The organism is Actinophytocola xinjiangensis (assembly GCF_001921215.1).
Classification (GTDB): domain Bacteria; phylum Actinomycetota; class Actinomycetes; order Mycobacteriales; family Pseudonocardiaceae; genus Actinophytocola; species Actinophytocola xinjiangensis.
Genome location: NZ_MSIF01000016.1, coordinates 140,882 through 160,171 on the forward strand (window position 1 = coordinate 140,882; position 19,290 = coordinate 160,171).

15 protein-coding genes are annotated in these 19,290 nt (G+C 73.5%); 4 read left to right on the forward strand and 11 right to left on the reverse strand.

Annotated features, from left to right (window positions below):
• Positions 1-12: 12 nt before the first annotated feature.
• The 5 genes from BLA60_RS27830 to BLA60_RS27850 form a co-directional block, all read right to left on the reverse strand.
• Positions 13-213 carry an MbtH family protein gene (locus BLA60_RS27830; protein ID WP_075135968.1) on the reverse strand — a complete coding sequence of 67 codons (201 nt, stop codon included), beginning with the start codon at positions 211-213 and terminating at the stop codon, positions 13-15.
• Positions 210-3,233, reverse strand: a complete 3,024-nt coding sequence (locus tag BLA60_RS27835; RefSeq protein ID WP_075135969.1) for a type I polyketide synthase — start codon at positions 3,231-3,233, stop codon at positions 210-212. Before BLA60_RS27835 ends, BLA60_RS27830 begins: the two co-directional genes overlap by 4 nt.
• The gene (locus BLA60_RS27840) at positions 3,230-6,418 is read right to left on the reverse strand and encodes a non-ribosomal peptide synthetase (protein ID WP_075135970.1); all 3,189 of its coding nucleotides are present in this window, start codon (positions 6,416-6,418) and stop codon (positions 3,230-3,232) included. Before BLA60_RS27840 ends, BLA60_RS27835 begins: the two co-directional genes overlap by 4 nt.
• Entirely contained in the window at positions 6,415-8,271 is a 1,857-nt protein-coding gene (locus BLA60_RS27845) for a non-ribosomal peptide synthetase (protein WP_075135971.1), read from the reverse strand. Before BLA60_RS27845 ends, BLA60_RS27840 begins: the two co-directional genes overlap by 4 nt.
• A gap of 121 nt (positions 8,272-8,392) precedes the next feature.
• Positions 8,393-10,333, reverse strand: a complete 1,941-nt coding sequence (locus BLA60_RS27850) for an AfsR/SARP family transcriptional regulator (RefSeq protein ID WP_154814657.1) — start codon at positions 10,331-10,333, stop codon at positions 8,393-8,395.
• A 249-nt stretch (positions 10,334-10,582) separates the two neighbouring features.
• Between BLA60_RS27850 and BLA60_RS27855 the strand changes: the two genes are divergently transcribed.
• The 3 genes from BLA60_RS27855 to BLA60_RS43670 all read left to right on the forward strand — a co-directional run bounded on the left by BLA60_RS27855 (position 10,583) and on the right by BLA60_RS43670 (position 12,117).
• Positions 10,583-10,990 carry a hypothetical protein gene (locus BLA60_RS27855; protein ID WP_154814658.1) on the forward strand — a complete coding sequence of 136 codons (408 nt, stop codon included), beginning with the start codon at positions 10,583-10,585 and terminating at the stop codon, positions 10,988-10,990.
• Positions 10,991-11,382: 392 nt separating this feature from the next.
• Positions 11,383-11,775: a hypothetical protein gene (locus tag BLA60_RS44930; RefSeq protein ID WP_211288868.1), complete on the forward strand. Its 393-nt coding sequence runs from the start codon at positions 11,383-11,385 to the stop codon at positions 11,773-11,775.
• A 120-nt stretch (positions 11,776-11,895) separates the two neighbouring features.
• Entirely contained in the window at positions 11,896-12,117 is a 222-nt protein-coding gene (locus BLA60_RS43670) for a hypothetical protein (protein WP_154814659.1), read from the forward strand.
• On the opposite strand, the gene BLA60_RS43675 is transcribed toward BLA60_RS43670, so the two are convergent.
• A complete protein-coding gene (locus BLA60_RS43675; RefSeq protein WP_154814660.1) occupies positions 12,110-14,179 on the reverse strand; it encodes a CBM96 family carbohydrate-binding protein in 2,070 nt (689 codons plus the stop codon). The genes BLA60_RS43670 and BLA60_RS43675 overlap by 8 nt on opposite strands.
• 228 nt (positions 14,180-14,407) lie before the next feature.
• Here BLA60_RS43675 and BLA60_RS27875 point away from each other — a divergent pair, with 228 nt between their 5' ends.
• Positions 14,408-14,869: an Asp23/Gls24 family envelope stress response protein gene (locus BLA60_RS27875; RefSeq protein WP_075135977.1), complete on the forward strand. Its 462-nt coding sequence runs from the start codon at positions 14,408-14,410 to the stop codon at positions 14,867-14,869.
• A 14-nt stretch (positions 14,870-14,883) separates the two neighbouring features.
• Here BLA60_RS27875 and BLA60_RS27880 read toward each other — a convergent pair whose 3' ends face one another.
• From BLA60_RS27880 to BLA60_RS27900, 5 genes are all read right to left on the reverse strand, one after another.
• A complete protein-coding gene (locus tag BLA60_RS27880; protein ID WP_075135978.1) occupies positions 14,884-15,294 on the reverse strand; it encodes a potassium-transporting ATPase subunit C in 411 nt (136 codons plus the stop codon).
• 273 nt (positions 15,295-15,567) lie between these two features.
• Entirely contained in the window at positions 15,568-16,191 is a 624-nt protein-coding gene (locus tag BLA60_RS27885; RefSeq protein WP_075135979.1) for an NUDIX hydrolase, read from the reverse strand.
• Positions 16,188-17,321, reverse strand: a complete 1,134-nt coding sequence (locus tag BLA60_RS27890) for an adenylosuccinate synthetase (RefSeq protein WP_075135980.1) — start codon at positions 17,319-17,321, stop codon at positions 16,188-16,190. Before BLA60_RS27890 ends, BLA60_RS27885 begins: the two co-directional genes overlap by 4 nt.
• Positions 17,318-18,292 (reverse strand): hypothetical protein, encoded by a 975-nt coding sequence (locus BLA60_RS27895; RefSeq protein WP_075135981.1) that lies wholly within the window; start codon positions 18,290-18,292, stop codon positions 17,318-17,320. The genes BLA60_RS27890 and BLA60_RS27895 overlap by 4 nt, the downstream gene beginning before the upstream one ends.
• Before the next feature lie 2 nt (positions 18,293-18,294).
• Entirely contained in the window at positions 18,295-19,284 is a 990-nt protein-coding gene (locus BLA60_RS27900) for an adenylate cyclase (RefSeq protein WP_075135982.1), read from the reverse strand.
• Positions 19,285-19,290 lie beyond the last annotated feature (6 nt).

Genomic DNA, 19,290 nt, shown 5'->3' on the forward strand with positions numbered 1-19,290 from the left:
CTCGTTCCCTGGTCAGCGGACGCTGCGCGGCCGGAGGTCGGTCCACACCTGCTCGATGTGGTCGAGGCAGTCGGCGCGCGGGCCGGTGAACCCCGCGTCGCGCCACCCCTCGGGGATCTCGCGCTCGACCGGCCAGAGCGAGTACTGGTCCTCGTGGTTGCGCACCACGCGGAAGCCGGGCTCGGCCGCGGTGGCCGGAACTGACGTGTTCATCGGGGTTCCTCTCCGTGGGTGTCGACGAGGTGACCACGCACCTCGGTCGGGGACATCGCCCTGATCTCGGCGAGCAGGCCGGCGATCCGGTCGGCGGTGGGCGCCGGGTCGGGCGGGGGCGGCGGGGCGGTGAGCAGGGACTCGACGGTCGCGACGAGACCGGCGATCGTGGGGGTGTCGAACAGGGCACTGGTCGGCAGGTCAACGTCGAACGCCTCACGGAGTCGGGCGACGACCTTGGTGGCGAGCAGGGAATGCCCGCCCAGGGCGAAGAAGTCGTCGTCGGGGCCGACGTCGGGGATGCCGAGCAGGTCCGACCAGATCCGGCGCACCGCCTCGGACACCGGCACCGATTCCACGGTGTCGCCGGTGACCGGTTCGCTGTCCGGCTCGTGGCCCGGCGGGTCGACCCAGTGCCGGTCGCGGGCGAACGGGTAGCCCGGCAGCGGCACCCGCCGCCGGTCGCCGGTGGCACCCAGCCGCGTCCAGTCGACGGCCACGCCGGCGAGCCAGAGCCGGCCGGCGGCCCCGGCCAGCGCGAGCCGGTCGTCACCGGCCCCGGCCGGGCCGGGCAGCGACGGGGTGCCCCGGCCGATCGCCTCGGGGCGCTGGCGGGTCAGGGTGGTGAGCGTGTCGCCGGGGCCGACCTCCAGCAGGGCGTGGCGGGCGTCGAGCAACCGGCGCACGCCGTCGTCGAACCGGACCGGCGCGCGCAGCTGGCGTGCCCAGTAGGCCGGGTCGGTGGCGTCCCGTGCGGACAGCCAGTCGCCGGTGACGTTGGACAGCACCGGGATTCTCGGTGCGCGCAACGGGATCCCGGCGGCGTGGTCGGCGAACCCCTCGGCCGCCCCGGTCATCATCGCCGAGTGGAAGGCGTGCGAGGTGTGCAGTTCCCGGCACCGCACGCCCTCGGCGCGCAACGTCCCCGCCAGGGCCGCGACGGCGTCGCGCGGGCCGGCGACCGTGCACAGCCGGGGCGCGTTCACCGCGGCGATCTCCACCCCGGCCGGCAGCCGGGAGGCCAGCTCCGCCGAGGGCAGCGCGACCGACACCATCGCGCCCGGCGGCATGGCCTCCATCAACTCGCCGCGCGCGGCGACCAGCGCCAGCGCGTCCGGCAGGGTCAGCACGTCCGCCAGACAGGCCGCCACGAACTCGCCGACGCTGTGCCCGACCAGCGCCGCCGGCTCGATCCCCCGGTCCTGCCACCACCGGGCCAGCGCGTACTCGACGGTGAACAACGCGGGCTGCGCGATGCGGGTCCGCCGCAGCAGCGCGTCGTCCCGGTCGCGGTGGAGCACGTGCCGCAGGTCGAGGTCCAGGTGCTCGCCGAGCAGTTCGGCGCAGGTGTCCACCTCGGACCGGAACACCGGGTCGTGGCGGTACAGACCCTCGCCCATGCCGGCGTACTGCGTGCCCTGCCCGGGGAACAGGAACGCGACGGTGCCGCCGGTCAGCTCACCGTTCGCGGTGTCGGCCGCCGGGCCGCCGGTGAGGGCGGCGACCGCCTCGTCGTGGTCCCGGCAGGCGACCGCGAACCGGTGGTCGAACCGGCGCCGGGTGCGTTGCAGGGTGGCGGCGACGTCGGCCAGATCCGACGCGGCCCCGGCGCGGTCGAGGTGGGCGGCCAGGTCGGCACGGGCCGTGGCGAGGGCCGGCGCCGTCCGCGCGGACAGCACGAGCACGTGCTCGGTGTCGTCCGCCGGGGCGGCGGGACGGTCCGGCGGCTGCCCGACCACGACGTGCGCGTTGGTCCCGCCGATGCCGAACGAGCTGACCCCGGCCAGGCGCGGGCCGTCGGTGACCGGCCACGGCGCCACGGCGGTCGGCACGAAGAACGCGCTGGCGGCCAGGCCGAGGTCGGGGTGCGGCGCGGTGAAGTACGGGCTGGGCGGCACGACCCCGTCGCGCACCGCGAGACACGCCTTGACGAACCCGGTGACGCCCGCGGCGGCGTCCAGGTGCCCGGTGACCGCCTTCACCGAGCCCAGCGCACACCGCCCCCGGGGCCCGAACACCGACCGCAGCGCGGCGAACTCGATCTGGTCGCCCAGCGCGGTGCCGGTGCCGTGGGTCTCGACGTAGCCGATCGACGAGGTGGCCACGTCGGCGGCGGCGTGCGCGGTGCGGATCACCGCGACCTGCCCGTCGACGCTGGGCGCGGTGTAGCCGGGCTTGGCCGCACCGTCGTTGTTGACCGCCGAACCCCGGACCACCGCGTGGATCGTGTCGCCGTCGGCCAGTGCGTCGGCCAGCCGCCGCAGCGCGACCACCGCGACGCCACTGCCGCCGACGGCGCCGTCGGCGGCGGCGTCGAACGGGCGGCACACCCCGGTGCGCGACATGATCCCGCCCGGCTCGTACCGGTATCCGGCGCGCAGCGGCAGCCGGACGTGCGCGGCACCGGCGAGCGCGAGGTCGCACTCCCCCGCGAGTAGCGCCTGCCCCGCCTGGTGCACGGCGACCAGCGACGACGAGCACGCCGTCTGCACGGCGATCGCGGGCCCGCGCAGGCCGAGGTGGTAGGCCGTGCGGGTGGCCACCGCGTCCTTCTCGTTGGCGATGGTGACCTCGTAGTCGGAGCCGGCGGCGTCGGCGGCGGGCAGCAGGTTGCGCACGAGGTAGCCGGCGGTGCCCACGGCCGCGTACACGCCGACCACGAGCCGGTCGACGTCGGCGACGTGCCCGGCGCCCTCCAGGGCGTGCCAGGCGCTCTCCAGGAACAGCCGCTGCTGCGGGTCGAGCAACCGCGCGTCCCTCGGCGTGTAGCCGAAGAAGCCGGCGTCGAACCTGTCCACGTCGGACACGTCGCCGAACACCGGCACGTAGTCGGGCCGGGTTCGCTCCGACTCCGGCACGCCGGCCGCGGCGAGCTCGTCGGCGGAGAAGCGGCGCACGGTCGGCTCACCGCGCAGCACCCGGCTCCAGAACTCGTCGATGTCCGCCGCGCCGGGGAACCGTCCGGCCAGGCCGACCACGGCGAGGTCGAACTCGCCGCCGGTGAGGTGCTCGGTGCTCATCGCGGCCCCGCCTCCCCGGCGATCCGCCGCGCGCGGGCCGCCATCGCCCGCCGGCCGGCCCCGGAGGACGCGGGAACGGGTTGCTGGTCCCGTTCGCCGCGCTCGATGAACTCCGCGAGCCGCGCGACCGTCGGGTACCGGAACAGCTCCACCGCCGCCACGGCCACGCCCAGCGCCGCCTTCAGTCCGGAGTGGACCTGGACGAGCAGCATCGAGTTGCCGCCGAGGTCGAAGAAGTTGTCGTCGGCACCGACCTCGTCGAGCGCGAGCGTCGCCCGCCACACGCCCGCGATGGTCTGCTCCACGGGACCGCGCGGCGCGCGGAACGCGGTACTGAGCGCGGGCCGTTCCACGGTCGGCGCGGGCAGGCGCCGGTGGTCGAGCTTGCCGTTGGCCGTGGTCGGCAGGTCCGCCAGCGTGACGAACGCGGACGGCACGAGGTAGTCCGGCAGGACCCGCGACAGCTGGGCGCGCACCGCGTCCGCCGCCACCTCCGCACCCGCCTCCGGCACGACGTAGCCGACGAGGCGCCTGTCCCCCGGCCGGTCCTCGCGCACCACCACCGCGCAGCGCGCCACCCCGGCGCAGTCACCGAGCCTGGCCTGCGCCTCGCCCGGCTCGACCCGGTTGCCCCGGATCTTCACCTGGCCGTCGGAGCGCCCGAGGAACTCCAGGGTCCCGTCGGGCCGCCACCGGGCGAGGTCGCCGGTGCGGTACATCCGCGCGCCGGGTTCGGGCGCGTACGGGTCGGGGACGAACGCGGCGGCCGTGGCCCCCGGCCGGTCCAGGTACCCGCGACCGACCGGGGCGCCGCCGACACACAGCTCGCCGGCGATCCCGTCCGGCACCGGGCGCAGCCACTCGTCGAGCACGTGGATCCGGGCGCCGGTCATCGGCTCGCCGAGGGGGACGACCGGGCCGCCGGGATACCGCCCGGCGACGACCATGACCGCCGTCTCGGTGGGGCCGTAGGTGTTGCGGAACTCCCGGCCGGCCGACCACGCGGCGGCGACGTCGGCCGGGCAGGTCTCCCCGCCCACGGTCACCATCCGCAGCTCCGGCAGCTCGGCGGGGTCCATGGCCTGCAACGCGACCGGCGGCACGTCAAGGAAGGTGATCCGCCGCTGCCGCAGTGTGCGGGTCAGGTCGGGGCCGGGGACCCGGTCGTGCCGGCCCACCACGTGCAGTTGCGCGCCGGCCGCCAGCGCGGTCACGAAGTCGGACACGACGGCGTCGAAGCCCGGCGAGTGGAACTGGAGCACCCGGTCGTCCGGTCCCACCGGCAGCAGGTCGCCGATCGCGGCGCTCACCCCCGCCAGGCCCCGGTGGGTACTCACCACGCCCTTGGGCCGGCCGGTCGAGCCGGAGGTGTAGATGACGTACGCGGCCTGGTCGGGGTGGACGGGTACGGCGGGGGGCGGCGCCGGGGCGGGAGCGAGGGTGTCGAGGCGGTGCGTGTCCAGTCCCCCGGGCAGGCGCGTCCCGGTCGCGGTGTGCGCCAGCACGGTCGACACGCCCGCGTCCGCGATCAGCAGGCCGATCCGCTCCTCGGGCAGGTCCGGGTCGATCGGCACGTACACCGCGCCGGCGCGCAGCACTCCCAGGAAGGCGGCGACGGCGTCAGCGCACGCCGGCAGGCACACCCCGACCGGTGTCTCACGCCCCGCCCCGCCGGCGAGCAGCAGCGCGGCGAGCTGGTCGGCGCGGGCCATCAGCTCCCCGTAGGTGAGCCGTTCGGTGTCGGTCACCACCGCGATCCGGTCCGGTGCGCCGGCGGCGACCTCCGCGACCAGATCGGCCACCGGGCGGAACGGCGGTGCCGCCCGGCCCGCGCCCCGGCCTGCCGGCTCCCCAGGGGCGAGCAGCGGCAGGTCGGCGACCCGACGGTCCGGGTCAGCCAGCGCGGCGGTCAGCAGGGTGCGGACGTGGCCGGCGACCCGCCGCGCGGTGGCCTCGTCGAACAGCGAGGTCCGGTACTCCAGGCGACCGTCGATGCCGTCGGGGCCGGGCACGAGGGTCAGGGTCAGGTCGAACACCGACGTGCCGGTGGCCACCTCGCGGCCGGTGACGGTGACCCCGGGCAGCACCAGCTGCCGGGTCCAGGCGCTCTCCACGGCGAACATCACCTGCGCGAGCGGGGTGTTGCCGGGGTCGCGGTCGGGTCGCAGCCGGTGCACGAGCGTGTCGTAGGGCAGTTGCTGGTGGGTGATCGCCGCCAGCGTGGTGTCCCTGGCCCTGGCCAGCAGCTCCCGGAAGGTGGTGGTGTCGTCCATGGTGGCGCGCAGCGGCACGGTGTTGACGAACAGGCCGACCGCGTCCTCGGACGAGCGGGTGGTGCGCCCGGCGACCGGCGTCGCCACCACCACGTCGCGGTCGCGGCCGTACCGCAGCAGGGTGGCCTGCCACGCCGTGAGCAGCACCATGAACGGTGTGGCGTCGCACGCGGCGGCCAGGCGCCCGGCGCCGGTGGCCAGGTCGGCCGGCCACCGGAACTCCAGCTCGGCGCCGGACTCGTCGAGGGTGAGCGGGCGGGGACGGTCCAGGGGCAGGTCGGTGGTGACCGGCGCGCCGGCCAGTTCGGCCCGCCAGAACGCCTCCAGCGCCGGGTCGTCGGACTCGGTCGCCACGTCGACGTGCCGTGGCGCCGGGTCGGGGACCGCACCGGCGTAGCAGCGGGACAGGTCGTCGAAGATCAGGCCCATGGTCCAGCCGTCACACGCGATGTGGTGCAGCCGCAGGTGGAACCGCCACCGCCCCGGCCCCTCTGGCACCAGGGTCGCGCGCACCGGCGGGCCGGCGGTGAGGTCGAAGACCTCGTCGGCACCGGTCTCCTCGTCGGCGACGGTGAGCCGGGTCCTCGGGGACGCCTCGGGCAGCACGAGCTGCCACTGCTCGCCGTCGATCTCGGCGTAGAGCGTGCGCAGCGCCTGGTGTCGGGCCAGCACCAGGTCGAAGGCGCGCACCAGCGCGGCCACGTCGAGGTCACCGGTCAGGGTCAGGTCGAAGTGCACCAGGCACATCGGGCTGCCGGGGTAGAGCTTGTCGTGCAACCACATCCGGCGCTGCGCGGAGGTGAGCGGGTGCAGGTCGTAGCGCGCGGGATCGTGGCGCAGGGCGCGCAGCAGCGCGATCCGCCGGCGCTCGGGCAACGCGTGCAACCGGTCGAGCAGGTCGGGTGTGGTCATAACGGCAGGTCCTCGTTCTCGAACTCGGCGAGCAGGTCGGCGATCCCGCTCGGGTCGGCCGGCGCGGGGACGACCGTCAACGTGACCGGGGCGGGCCGCGCCAGGCGGCCCAGCGCCTCGGCCTGCCCGGCGACGGTCGGGTGGTCGAACACCAGCCGCACCGGAACGTCCACTCCGGACAGTGCGGTCAGTCGCGTGCGCACCCGCGCCGCGGCCAGGGAGTTGCCGCCCAGCTCGAAGAAGCTGGCCCCGGCGCCGGGCACCGCGACACCCAGCACCTCCTGCCAGACCAGGCGCACCCGCTCCTGGTCCCCGGTCAGCTCCTGGCTCGGCGCGCTCCGCTCCGGCGGCGCGGGCAGGGCCGCGCCGTCCACCTTGCCGTTGGCGTTCAACGGAATCCGGTCGATCTCGACGAACACGGCGGGCACCAGGTAGGCCGGAACGCGGTCCGCCAGCCGCGCGCGGACGTCCAGGGCGCAGACCCGCTCGCCGAGCACCACGTAGGCCAGCAACCGCGCGTCGCCGTGGGCATCCCGGTCGGCCACGACCACCACGTCGCGTACGTCCCCGTCGCCCCGCAGCGCCTCCTCGACCTCGCCCGGCTCGACCCGGTGTCCCCGCACCTTCACCTGCCGGTCGACCCGGCCGAGGAACACCAGCGCGCCGTCGGGGCGGCGGCGGACCAGATCGCCGGTGCGGTACATCCGCGCCCCCGGCTCCCCGGCGTACGGGTCGGGCAGGAAGCGGGCCGCGGTGTCCGCCGCCCGGCCCAGATAGCCCCGGGCGACACCGTCGCCGCCGACGAACAGCTCACCGGGCGTGTCGCCCTCGACCGGCCGCAGGTGCTCGTCGAGCACGTAGGCTCCGCTGTTGGTCCTCGGCACGCCGATCGGCACCACCGCCGACGCGTCGGTGGTCCCGTCGCAGCGGTGCGCGGTGGCGTAGGTGGTGATCTCGGTGGGGCCGTAGACGTTGAGCAGTTCGGTGTCCGGGCAGTGCTCGGCCAGGCCGGTGACGGTCCGGCCGTCGACCTGCTCACCGCCGAAGGACAGGTGGCGCACCGCGCGGAACACCGTGGGGTCCTCGGCGGTGAGCTGACGCAGCAACGCGGTCGGCAGGAACAGGACGTCGACGCCGTGCTCGGCGAGCACGTTCCGCAGCCGGTCCGGCACGAGCATGGCGTCCGGGTCGACACCGGTGACCACGCTCGCGCCGTTGAGCAGGGCGCCCCACAGCTCCAGCGTCGCCGCGTCGAACGACACGGTGGCCGCCTGCAACGCGACGTCGCCGGGCCGCACGACGATCGAGTCACCGCTGCGCACCAACCGCACGATGTTGCGGTGCCCCACGGCGACCGCCTTGGGCCGGCCGGTGGACCCGGAGGTGAACATGACGTAGGCCAGCGACAGCGGGCCGGCGGTCACCACCGGACGGGTGTCGGGCTCGTCGAGCGTGTCGGTGTCCGGGAAGTCCAGCCACCCCGGCCGGCCGGCGCCGAGGACGACCTCCGCGCCGGCCTCGGCACACATGTGATCGAGCCGCTCGACCGGGTAGGCGGGGTCCAGCGGCACGTAGGCGCCACCGGCCTTCAGCACCGCCAGCGCGCCGATCACCCAGCGGCTGTCCCGCACGCACAACCCGACCCGGCTCTCCCGGCCGACGCCGAGTCGGCGCAGCCGGTGAGCCAGCCGGTTCGCGCGCCGGTCCAGTTCGCCGTAGTCGAGGGTGCGGTCACCGGTCCGCAACGCCGGTGCCGTCGGGGTCCGGTCCGCCCATTCCTCGAACAGGCCGTGCACCGTGCTCTCGCGTGGGTAGGGCGTGCGGTGCACCCGTTGGTCGTGTTCGCCTCTCACCGTGGTCCTCCCTGCGTCATCGCGTCCAGGGAGGAGTCTCGGCACGCTGCCTTCGATTACCTGCCGGCAGCGTTTCGCCGATGTTGCGGTTTCGTTCGACCGGTGCCGATGACCAGCGGTGTCAACGAGTTCCGAGCTGTTCGCGGCGGACGGCCGGGGAGACACCGATCTCGCGCATGCTGGCGAGGTAGAGGTCGTAACGCCGGCGGGCCTCGCCGTGGCGGCCGGCGCGGCGCAGCTCGGTGACCAGTTCCAGGTGCGCGCCCTCGTCGTAGGGGTCGCGCGCGAGGATCCGCCGCAGGCAGGAGGTGCGGTGGTCGAAGTCGGGGACCGACGCCGCCCGCGCCCGCAGCACCTCGCCGTAGACCGCGTCCACCTCGTCGCGCAGCTCGTAGGTCCAGGTGGCGTAGGGCTCGTCGGGCATGAACTCGCCGGTGTGCAGGTCCTCGGCGAGCGCGAGCAGGTCCGGTGTGTTCGCCGCGCCCCCACGGAAGGCGACCAGCGCCTCCCGGGCCGCCCCGAGGAACCGCTCGGCGTCGATGGCCACCACGTCGGTGTTGAGCGACACCGTCCTGCGGTCGGCGACCAGCGGATCCACGGTTCTGCCGGGGCCGGTGACCGCGAGCGCCCGGCGCAGGACCGAGAGCTGGACCGACAGCCGCCGCCCGCCGGCCGCCGAGGGCAGGCCCGGCCACAGCAGCTCCATCAGCCTGGCTCTTGGCACCGGCCCGCCGCGCGAGCAGACGAGGATGCGCAGCAGGTCCCTGGCCTTTCTGGACTGCCACTCGTGTGCCTTGACCTCCTCGTCGTCGCGGACGACCCGGAACCCCCCGAGCGCCTGGACAACGATCCGCGGTCCCCGGCCCAGCACGACCGTCAACGCGTCCGCCACGCCCCGACCGGCCAGGATCCCGTGACCACGCAGGAGTTCGTGGTCGGCGGGGGTGAGCTGGTGGCCGGGCCCCCGGCGCAGCGCCGTGCCGACGACCCGCGCCACGGCCTCGCCCGCGACGTCGGGCACCTGCCGGTAGGCCATGACGGCCTCCCGCAGCCCCTCGCGGGTGGCGCCCTCGCTTCCCGCCGCGAGCGCCTGCAGTTCCCACGCCTCGCCGGTGCTCGCCGGACAGCTGTCCGACCGCGCGGCCGCGCGGACCGCCGCCGCGTCGGCTGCCGCGGTGACGAGGTCACCCGCCGCGAGCGCAACCCATCCCCGGGCCAGCAGCGCGGCCCGCCGCCCGCCGCCGGTCGCCGTCGCGACCGACCGGTCGGCATACCCCCTGGCGACCGCCGCGTCGTCCCGCGCGCACGTCCTGGCCAGTTCGGCCAGCACCGCCGGCGCCAGCGCCGCCCGCTCCACGTCGCCGGGCAGGAACTTCAGCGCCGCGTCGAGGGCTGCCCGCGCACCGGCCCCGTCCCGGCGGCGGCGGTGCACCGTGCCGAGGGTGAGCAGGCCGTACACCCGGTCGGCGGTGCCCTGCCCGCGTTCGGCGAGCAGGGCGTCCAGCAGGGCGTCGTCGAGCCGGCCGAGCCCGGCCAGGGCGCGGGCCCGCAGGGACAGGGCGTAGGGCCCGAACCCGCGTAACCCGGCCGTCCCGCACAGATCCACCGCGGTCTCCGCCCGGTCGAGGGCCACGTCGACGCTCTCGCGGTCCAGCGCGCAGCGGGCGCCGTGGAGCACCGCGATCACGGTCGCGACCGTGGTGTCCCGGTCGGCCGCCGGCGCGCGCCCCGGCACCCCGAACAGCGCGGCGGCGGGCCCGAACTCCGGCAGCCCGGCGGCGACGTCGACGGCCCGTGCGACGCGCTCGGTGGCGCCGTCGCAGTCGCCGGACGCCCGCACCAACACCGCCTCGGTGAACGACAGCCGCGCCACGTCCGGCGGCGCACCGGCGTTCGCCCGCCGGACCGCGACGCGCGCGATGGTGTCCTCGAATCCGTCGCGGATGGTGGCCTGGAGAACCCGCTGCCACCCACCCGGCTCCCGAGTACCCGCGCCGCCCCCGCCGGCGAGCATCAGCTCGGTGGCCAACCGGTCTCCCCGGGACACCGGATCGGTGGACACCGTCCGGACCTCGGAGTCACACACAAGATCATGAGTACTGGACATGAAATCGCATCCCCCCGTCGAACCGTGAAACAGACCGTTCGTACGGAACAGCACACGATCACATGCGACAGAGCCGACACATGGGTGACCAGTACCCAGATTCCACACCCGGCGGACCGGCACGCGGTTCGATCACCGATACCGACCAGTTTGCCGGAATTGGCCTCACCGCGTCGGCGAGCTCAGTGCTCCCGTTCGAACGCGATGACCGCCGTCAGGGTGCCGCGCAGGGTCGCCGGAATCGGCGCGGCCTTCGAGAAACCTGTGGGGGACAACGAGAGCGTGGCCACCATCGCCAGCCTGACGGTCGGCGGGCTGGTCGTCGTGCTCGGTGTCGCGCTCATGTGCCGGCTCGACGCGGCCCGCCGGATCCTCGGCGGCACCGGCACGCTGCTCACCCTGCACTACGTCCTGGCCCTGGTCATCGCTCTGCTCGACGACCGGACCTCCGAGTACGCCGTCATGCAGATCATCTGCCTGGTGTCCTGGCCCCTGGCCACGCTGCTGGTGCTGCTCCCCCCGGCCGGCCGGACCATGCGCGGCGCCCGCCGCCGCCAGACGACCACGACACCGCACGGGATCACCCCACCAGGACACGTCAGACCCTGGTGACGACCACGCACCCCGTCACAGGGTGGCCACACCCTGCCGGGTGAACGGTTTCAAGCCGTTCGGGGCTGGTGAGCGCATCCCAGACGTCCTCGATCGGCACGTCGTAGCGGCGCCGCGGCTCGACGGTGTACGCGTCGCCGGCGGGCAGGCTGCCCGTGCCCATCGCGCGGCGGCCAGTTCGTCGGCACGATCCCCTCGCAGGTGGATCAGCCCCGGGCCAGTTCGGTTCCAGGGCGCCACAGCGTTGTACCGGCCGCCGCACAGAAAAGTCACCATGCGCATATTCGGTCAGGCCGCTACGGCTGGGATCACTCGGACGGGTGATCTGTGGTGCTCGGCGGCAACGGGTCGACGGGAGTGCGCGATGGGGGTGGTGACTGTGGGAGGTAGTTGTGCGGACTGTGGCATCGATCGTCGTCGGGGTTGCCGTCGTGGTGGCGGTGTCCGGGTGTGGTGGGGCGTCGCGGGCGGATCAGGACGAGGTGGCAACACCGGTCGAGACGCGGGAGTCGCCGGCAGCACCGGCAGGTGAGCAGCCGGCCCAGCAGTGGGTCATGCCGAACCTCGTCGGCGCGGTTCTGCAGGATGCCCAGGACCAGATCCAGGGACTGACCGGGAGCGCGATCCACTTCACCGGCTCCCATGACCTCGGCGGGCAGGACCGCAACCAGGTGCTCGACGCGAACTGGCAGGTGTGCACCCAGAACATCGCGCCGGGAGCGGCGCTGACCCCCGGGTCACGGGTCGACTTCGGGGTCGTCAAGCTCGACGAGGTCTGTCCCTGACCGAGGCACCGTGCCGGTCCGCAACGGCCGGACCGGCACGGTGTTTGCCCAGCGCGGGGCGTAGGCGTGGGTTCGGGGCCGCCCAGGGCCTCGTACATTTGCAGGACGGAAGGTGTGGCCGTGGACCCGGCCGAAGAAGACTTCGGCCACGAGTTCGCGGGGCTTTTCCGTGGCGTAGCCGCTCATGAACACAAGATCTGCTACAGGTTCCGGGGCGCGGTGCCGCCGAACCTCCTGAGCGAACTCACCAACGCCGCCGAGGCCGCCACCCACCTCGACGAGACGACGGAAGGCCTGCACCGGCTCGTCGACCACACCAGCGACCCCGACGAGGTCAGCTGACCAGCAGCCGCGGGCCGATACCTGTGGCGGTGGTCCGGGAGTCCGCCACCACGACCGGCACCTGGGCGGACCTGCCCACCAGGACGAAGCTGACCGTCCGTCGCCCCGCCGCCAGCTCCGCGCGCACCCAACCGGTCACGTCCCACTCGAACGCGGCCGCCGGGCCAGCGACCGGGTTGCTGCTCAACAGCCGCGCGTCCGGGGCGGGCCTGGTGTCCCAGGTGATGGCGGACTCCGACCACCCGGTGTCCGGCACGCCGTGGACGCCGACCCACAGCGCCGTGGTCCCCGACGTCATGCCCGCGTTCAGCCGCAGCCGGGCGACGCGCACCGAGGTCTCCCCGGCCAGGGTGAACTTCAGGTAGACCTGCCGGCGCACGTCCGCCGACTCGGACTCCTTGATCAGCAGCTCACCCGCACCGCCGAAGTTCCGCGTGCGGTACGCGCCGCCACGGACGTACGCGTCGGCCATGCACCCGTGGTGCCGGTAGGGGGTGCCGACGCGGTACTCCCGCTGCGCCCGGTACAGCGACACCGGCGTGAGGTCCGCCTGGTTCGCGCCCTCGATCCGGCCCGCCGGCTGGTCGAACGGACCGTCACCGGTCACCGTGCCGGCACAGCCGATCGCCCAGTTCTGGGCGGTCGGCGGTTTCTGCACGACGATGTGGTGACCGACCGGTGTCGCACAGTTCCAGGCGACCGAGTGCACGGCGCCCCACCCGTGGCTGGTGCCGTAGTTCCCCCGGTTGTGCAGACCCAGGACCGCCTCGCGGTCGGGTGACGGCTCACGGAAGCCGTCGAAGAGCAGGCCCTGGCTCCACCGCCGGTGGCCCTCGCTCGCGGCCAGGTTGTGCTGGGACACGCAATCCAGGAACACCACCCCGGACACCGTGCTCGTCCCGTTCGACACGTAGGCGTGCCGCCCGTGGCTGGCGACGCAGTCGACGAACAGGAGTTGCTGGGAATGGGGCCAGCAGCCGAAGTTGTACCGCTTCCCCCCTTCCACCACCGAGACCGGGTCCAACGCCTTGCAGTTCTGGATGGTGGACCGGGTCGTGCCGTCGGTCTGGATTCCGGACAGCGAGAAGTGCAGCGTCGTGCAGTCCCTGACCCAGCAGTCCTGCGCGTTGCCGAGCCGGATCGCGTTCCGCGCGTGGTTCTCGTCCTGGGGGTTGCCGGTGTCGTGGGCGATGTCGACGCGCAGCGACTCGATCCCGGACTCGGTGATCAGACCGGCCCGGTCCCACCGGTACACGAAGCTCTGCGCGAGACCACGGTCGAGGTGGTTGAACACGGGCGCGTCGATCGACACCACGTCGCCGGTGACAGCGGTGACGAACCGGTTGTACCGCAGGGGGTGCGCGCCGGGCTGCCACGGCGGGGACCCCGCTGTGCCGCCACCGTCGACGGCGTCGAGCCACGCCTGCGTGCACGGGTGCTCGATGACGATGTTGTGCCCCACCGCCAGTCCACTCGCGTCAATGACCCGGAAGGTCCGGGCGCCCACCGGCACGAAGTCGGTCGTGACGTCCACCCGCTCGCCGATCCGGCCCGACCACGGGTTGGCCGTGTACGCGCCGAGCCGGACCACCGTCCGCTCCGGGTCGGTGCCGGTGGCCCGCAGCACGGTGTTCGTGGCCGGGTCGGCGCCGTCGCCCGCGCCGCGCAGGACCACGCCGCTGGCGCGGATGTCGAGCACGCCGCGCACCTCGTAGGTGCCGGGCGCGAGCAGCACGCACCCGCGTTCGGCCCTGGGGAGCGCGCTGACCTCGTCGATCGCGTCCTGGATGCGCGCGGTGTTGTCCCCGGCGACCGGACCGACCCGGCGCACGACCGGCCGCACCGGCAGCGGGGCGCCGTAGCGGTAGCCGGCGTAGCCGAAGTCGGGGATCCGGTTGCCCTCCAGGTCCGACCGGTAGACGAGCGCGCCGCTCGCGTCCCGCCACAGCCAGGCCGAACTCCACGCCTCCCGTGGCTGCGCCGCGACGTCACCGACCGCCCCGGCCACCGCGACGGCGGCCAGCCCGCCGCCGGCTCCCCACAGAAAGACCCGCCGTCGCACACCCCGACCCACAGCGATCACCACTCCCCGATCCGGAAACGCGACGAACCTAACAGCGCGGGACGGGCGGCGGGACGGTATGCCGGCCGCGCGGGCGGGCCGCGCTGGGCAGCGGCGGACGTCGTTGGGACGCAACGAAAGGGCCAGTGCCCTGAGCACGGCCACGACGCCTATCATGGCGCCACCTCCCCCACGAAGTCGTCGCTCACGCAAAGGGGTTCACCGATCATGTCCGAGACCGTCAGCAGCTTCTTAGGCCACGTCACGCCCGTCCCGACCGACGACACCCCCGACACCCCCGACACCACTGACGCCACGCCCACCGACGACGCCGAACCCGGCGACGGTCCCGCCGCCGACGCGGACGCCGCCGGGGAGCCCGCGCCGGCGCATGCCCGGCCCGCGCCGGGTCTGCGCGGCACCACCACCGTGGCCGACGCCGTGACCTCCAAGGTCGTGACCTTCGTCGCCGCCGGCATCGACGGCGTGCACAACCTCGACGACCTCACGATCGACGTGGCCGACGAGGTCGCCTCGATCACCGTGCCGCTCGTGGTCGAGTACGGGCGCCCGGTCAAGGCACTGGCCGAGCAGGTCCGGGTCGCCGTGATCGAGGCCGTCGAGCAGATCCTCGGCCTGGACGTCGCGACCGTGGACGTCCACGTCACCGACATCCACCTGGCGGCCTGACCGACGCGGCCGCGTCAGGCCAGCGCGTCGATGGCGGCCATCGCCCGGTCGCGGATCCGTTCCGGCAGCTGGCTGTGGCCCAGCCTGGACGCCGCCCGTTGACCGTCCTCCCCCGCCGCGTACCGCAGGAACGCCTTCACCAGATCGAGCGACTTCGATCGGGTGCCCCGCTCACACACCACCTCGTAGGCCACCGGCACGATCGGATACGCCCCCGGCCCGACGAACTCGCCGACAACCACCTCGGGGGCAGGGCGCGCCCTGCCCCCGAGGCATGCCTCAGCGTCGACCGAGAACACGGCCCTATCCTCCGCGACGTCGAGCTTCAGGACGTTCACGCTGGGGTAGCCCAGAACCCCGAGGCCACGGCCGCCGGTGTCCTCCTCGACCAGTGCCCGGACGCGGTCCTCGGACAGACCGGCCACCCGAGCGACCCGAGACCCGCTCGGGCATGCCCGGCATCATCGGCAGAACCGGCTGAGAACGGTCCATCGCCTGTATCTGACTCGCCGTCAGAAATGATCTCCGCGACCGCACCTCCTGCGCGGGTTCAGCCGCGGCGCTCTCGCCGTAGTGGCGGGCATGTCCTCCGATGTCCAACCCAGCAACAGCATCAGGTTGCCCGTGTCACCGCCGGCCCGTTCCACCGCGGGCCCGGTGGGCGATCCGCGGGGCGGGTGGGGTTACGGACGGACGACTCAGTCCCAGCGCCACAGCGAAGGCGGGCGCCCGCCCTTCGGCAGCGCGGCCGCGTGCTCGGCCGTCCGCCGCAACCCCGGGACGCGTTCCATGGTCCGGCCCAGGTTCGCCGGGTACGGCCGTTCCCCGGTCAGCGCCTCGGTCACGTCCAGTGCCTGTGCCGTGGTGAACCCGTTCCCCATCAGGCCCGCGGTGAACTCGACGTCGCGCCACAGCCGGTTCGCCAGCAGCGGGCGACAGTCCGCCACGATCCGGTCGTGGTCGAAGGCCAGCGGGGGCACGGCGTCCAGCCGGTACCACCGCACGCCCTCACCCGAGGACGTGGCGGTCGCCCACAACGCGATGGACAGGGTAGGGCCGCGCGGGTCGCGGGACGGTTCGTCGAAGGTGGTCAGCTGGCCGGTGCCGGACAGCGCCTCCGACGACAGCCCCAACTTGGTGACGACCGCCCTGGTGCTCGCCTCCCGCAACCGTTCCCCGACCCTGAGCAGCACCCCGGGCAGCGCGAGCTTCCCCTGGAACGGTGCGGCGGCCCGTGGCGCGACCCCGAGCAGCACCGTCCGCTCCCCCGGGTCGAACCGCACGACCAGCACATCCACGGACACCGGCGTCGACTCGATCACACGCCGATTGTGACCGGTGTCCGGTAGTCCGCGCGGTCCGGGCCGTACCCGGCGAGCGCGACCGGCCGCCGGGCACCGAACCACGCCAGCGGGTCGTCCAGTTCGACCGCGGGTGAGCCGTGCTCAAGCACCACGCGCGGCCGGTCGGCGTCGAGGTGGGTCACCGCGAGCGCGTCCACGCCGTCGCAGGCCGCGATCGCGTAGTCCAGCAGCGTCGCGTCGAGGTGCCCCGCCCGCCACGCGCCCTGGTACCTCCCGGTGCCGTTGTGGCGTTCGGGGTGGCGCGCGAGCACGGCCGAGTCCTCGGTCGGGAACGGTCCCGCGCCGTGGCGCGTGTGGTAGGTCCGCACAACCCCCAGTACCGTGTGCGGACGCCCGTCCAGCAGCTCACGTGCGTTGTGCGGCGTGGTGGTCGACCAGGTCGTGTGCGGGTGGAAGCCATGATGCTCGTCGAGGAGAACCCCCTGCGCTCCCTCGAAGACCACCCGGCCGCGATCGGTCAGCCGCCCGGTCTCACCGCCATCGGTGAACCGGACCGCGTCGGCGAAATCGAGGTACAGCGACACCAGTTCGTCGACGCTGTGCGGCGGTGGGGTGAGCGGATCGTAGAATCGGGCCAGAGCGTCGAGCTTGCGCGTCAGCACGGCCGGCCGAGCGCAGTCGGCGACGGTGGGGGCGTCCGTCCGCGCTCGCAGCGAGTACCGGACGGTCTCGCCGATGCCCTTGCCACACGACCCGTGCCGCGCGTCTCCTCGGGCGTCCTCGCGGGCCCGGTTGGCGTGAATGTGGAACGGCGTGGTGAGCAGCGCCCGGTCGTCCACGCTCAGCAGCGCCAGTGGGTCGCGAATCCCGACGGCTTCGAGTTGTCTGGCTTCGGTGGCCAGCGCGAACGGCTCGACCAGCATGAATCGCGACAGGTGGGTGGGCACCCCGGCGAAGGTGCCCGCCCCGAACTGGCTGAACGTGTGGTGCCGTCCGTCGACGACCACATTGTGCGCGGCCTGCGCACCGCCGTTGAACCGGATGACCGCGGTGGTGGGCCGGGCCGCGCACAGGGCGTCGACCACGGCGCCCTTGCCCTCGTCGCCGAACCCGAGCCCGACCACCACCACGTGCCCGTCGAGGTTCACCGCAGCACCACATCGTCGGGACCGCCGGGGTCGGGCACCGCCGAGGTGACCACCGATCGCCCGCCCAGTCTGGTCAGCGCCTTGCCGACCGCCTCGCCCTCGGCGGCCGAGCCGACGTCGGCGAGGTCAGCCAGCGCCTGGTCGACGTCGACCACCTGTTCCTCCAGCCCGATCGTGGCCGCGATCAGCTCGCACACCGCGCCGGGGTCGTCGAGTTTGAGGAAGTTCTGGCCGAGCAGGCCGCTCCAGTGCTCCCCGATGTCCGGGTCGTCGTAGTACGACGACTGGTTGGGCAGCACGAAGTAGACGTGCCACCTGCGCGCCAGTTCCCGGTACACCGAGGCGGGATCGATGTTCTCGTGGATGTCGTCGCCGATGATCCGGCGAATGTGCTTCGCCTCCAGCGATGGCTTGTTCAGCTCGTCGCCGATGACGAACAGGTAGCCCTTGCGACCGCGCTTGTGCCACGCGTCGGTGACCACGTGCCGCGCCATGAAGTAGGCGGCCAGCTCGTAGGACTCGCTCTTCTGCCCACCGCCCCCGCCTTCGAGGAAGATCGTGCGCAACTGCTCGTCCATCCTGTTGTCCGACTCGAACTGCCCGATCTGCAACGGGACCCGATCGCTGTCGGCGTCGCCGATGGCGCCGAAGAGCACCTGCGGATCGGCCAGGTAGCCCCGGCGCTTGATCAGACCGTGCAGCTTGCCGAGCTTGCCCTGCATGATCCGCGGCACCCGGCGCATCGAGCCGGTGACGTCGAACAACACGGCGATCGGCGTCGAATCGCTGTGGTCGGCCGAGTCACGGCACTCGCGGATCGCGTTCGCCGGGTCGAGCGCGGGTGCGACCTTCCAGTCGCTCGACGGCCGACCACGGAGGTCGGCGGTGTAGCCGAAATCGTCCTCGCCCCTTGCCGCGCGGAAGGTCTTCGCCGCGGCGTAGGCGTTGTCGTCCCAGTGTCCGTGTCCCATGGTCAGGCTCCTGTCTCGGGAAGAGTGAATGGTCTGAAGGTGCGCGGGCCGTACAGCTCGTCGAGCAGTTGGTCGTACTCGTCAAGCAGGTCGGCCGCGGCGGGCCGTTGTGCCGGGGAGTCCTGAGTGCACCAGGTGGCGAACGTGCGTTGCCGCTTTTCGCCCGGTGCCAGCAGATCCGCCATCATCGTGTGGAGCATGTGGACGTCAGTGGCCGTGGTCACTGGTTGTCCCCTGTGGACCTCCGGCGGGTAGTTGACGGCGTTGTCCACCGCGACCGGGAGTTCACCGTCGCCGACCGCGAACGACCAGCCGACGAGCACGATCCCGTGTTGTTCCGGCTGTACCAGAACGTTGTCCGCGGTGAGGTGCCCGTGGACGATGCCCGCGCGGTGCGCTCCGGCCACCGCACGCAGGAGACGGCGGTGCATCCAGGCGTAGTCGCGCCCGTCGAGGCCCCCGGGGAACGCCGTGCGGATCTCGGCGAGCGTGGTGAACCCGTCGACGAGTGGGTTGAGCACGGTGAACGCGTGATCACCACGCGCCACCGGGCCGGAGGTGTCGATCAGGCGCGGGAAGTACGGGCGCAGCCAGCGGTGCCGCTCGGTCAGATCGTCGAGAGCGCGCAACGCGGCCCATTCGGCGTGGAGCAGCGTGTTGAACACCGGGTTCCGGACGAGTTTGACCAGGCAAGGACCGGTGGTGCGGTAGGTCGTGGCAATGCTGCCGACCGCGTGTGGCGGACGGGTCAGCGTGTAGCTGGAGGTCGCCGTGGTCACGGTCAGGTGGCGCGGTCGCTTCCAGTCGTCGTAGAGGCGGTTGAGCGTGACGACGGCCCGGTGTGCGCGCTCGTTGCCGGGGTTCCGATCGGGGTGCAGCGCGGCCGCCAGTTCACGGTAGCGGCGGTGAGCGCGTGCGGTATCGGCGCCGAACAGCGCGGTGGCGCCCTCGGCCTTCTCGATGACCGCGATGGCGTCGTCCCAGGTGAGCATGGTTTG

Excerpts from the sequence above, each read along its gene's own strand:
- BLA60_RS27830 (WP_075135968.1), bottom strand. The coding sequence starts at position 213 with ATGAACACGTCAGTTCCGGCCACCGCGGCCGAGCCCGGCTTCCGCGTG.
- BLA60_RS27835 (WP_075135969.1), bottom strand. The coding sequence starts at position 3,233 with ATGAGCACCGAGCACCTCACCGGCGGCGAGTTCGACCTCGCCGTGGTC.
- BLA60_RS27840 (WP_075135970.1), bottom strand. The coding sequence starts at position 6,418 with ATGACCACACCCGACCTGCTCGACCGGTTGCACGCGTTGCCCGAGCGC.
- BLA60_RS27855 (WP_154814658.1), top strand. The coding sequence starts at position 10,583 with ATGACCGCCGTCAGGGTGCCGCGCAGGGTCGCCGGAATCGGCGCGGCC.
- BLA60_RS27875 (WP_075135977.1), top strand. The coding sequence starts at position 14,408 with ATGTCCGAGACCGTCAGCAGCTTCTTAGGCCACGTCACGCCCGTCCCG.
- BLA60_RS27895 (WP_075135981.1), bottom strand. The coding sequence starts at position 18,292 with ATGGGACACGGACACTGGGACGACAACGCCTACGCCGCGGCGAAGACC.
- BLA60_RS27900 (WP_075135982.1), bottom strand. The coding sequence starts at position 19,284 with ATGCTCACCTGGGACGACGCCATCGCGGTCATCGAGAAGGCCGAGGGC.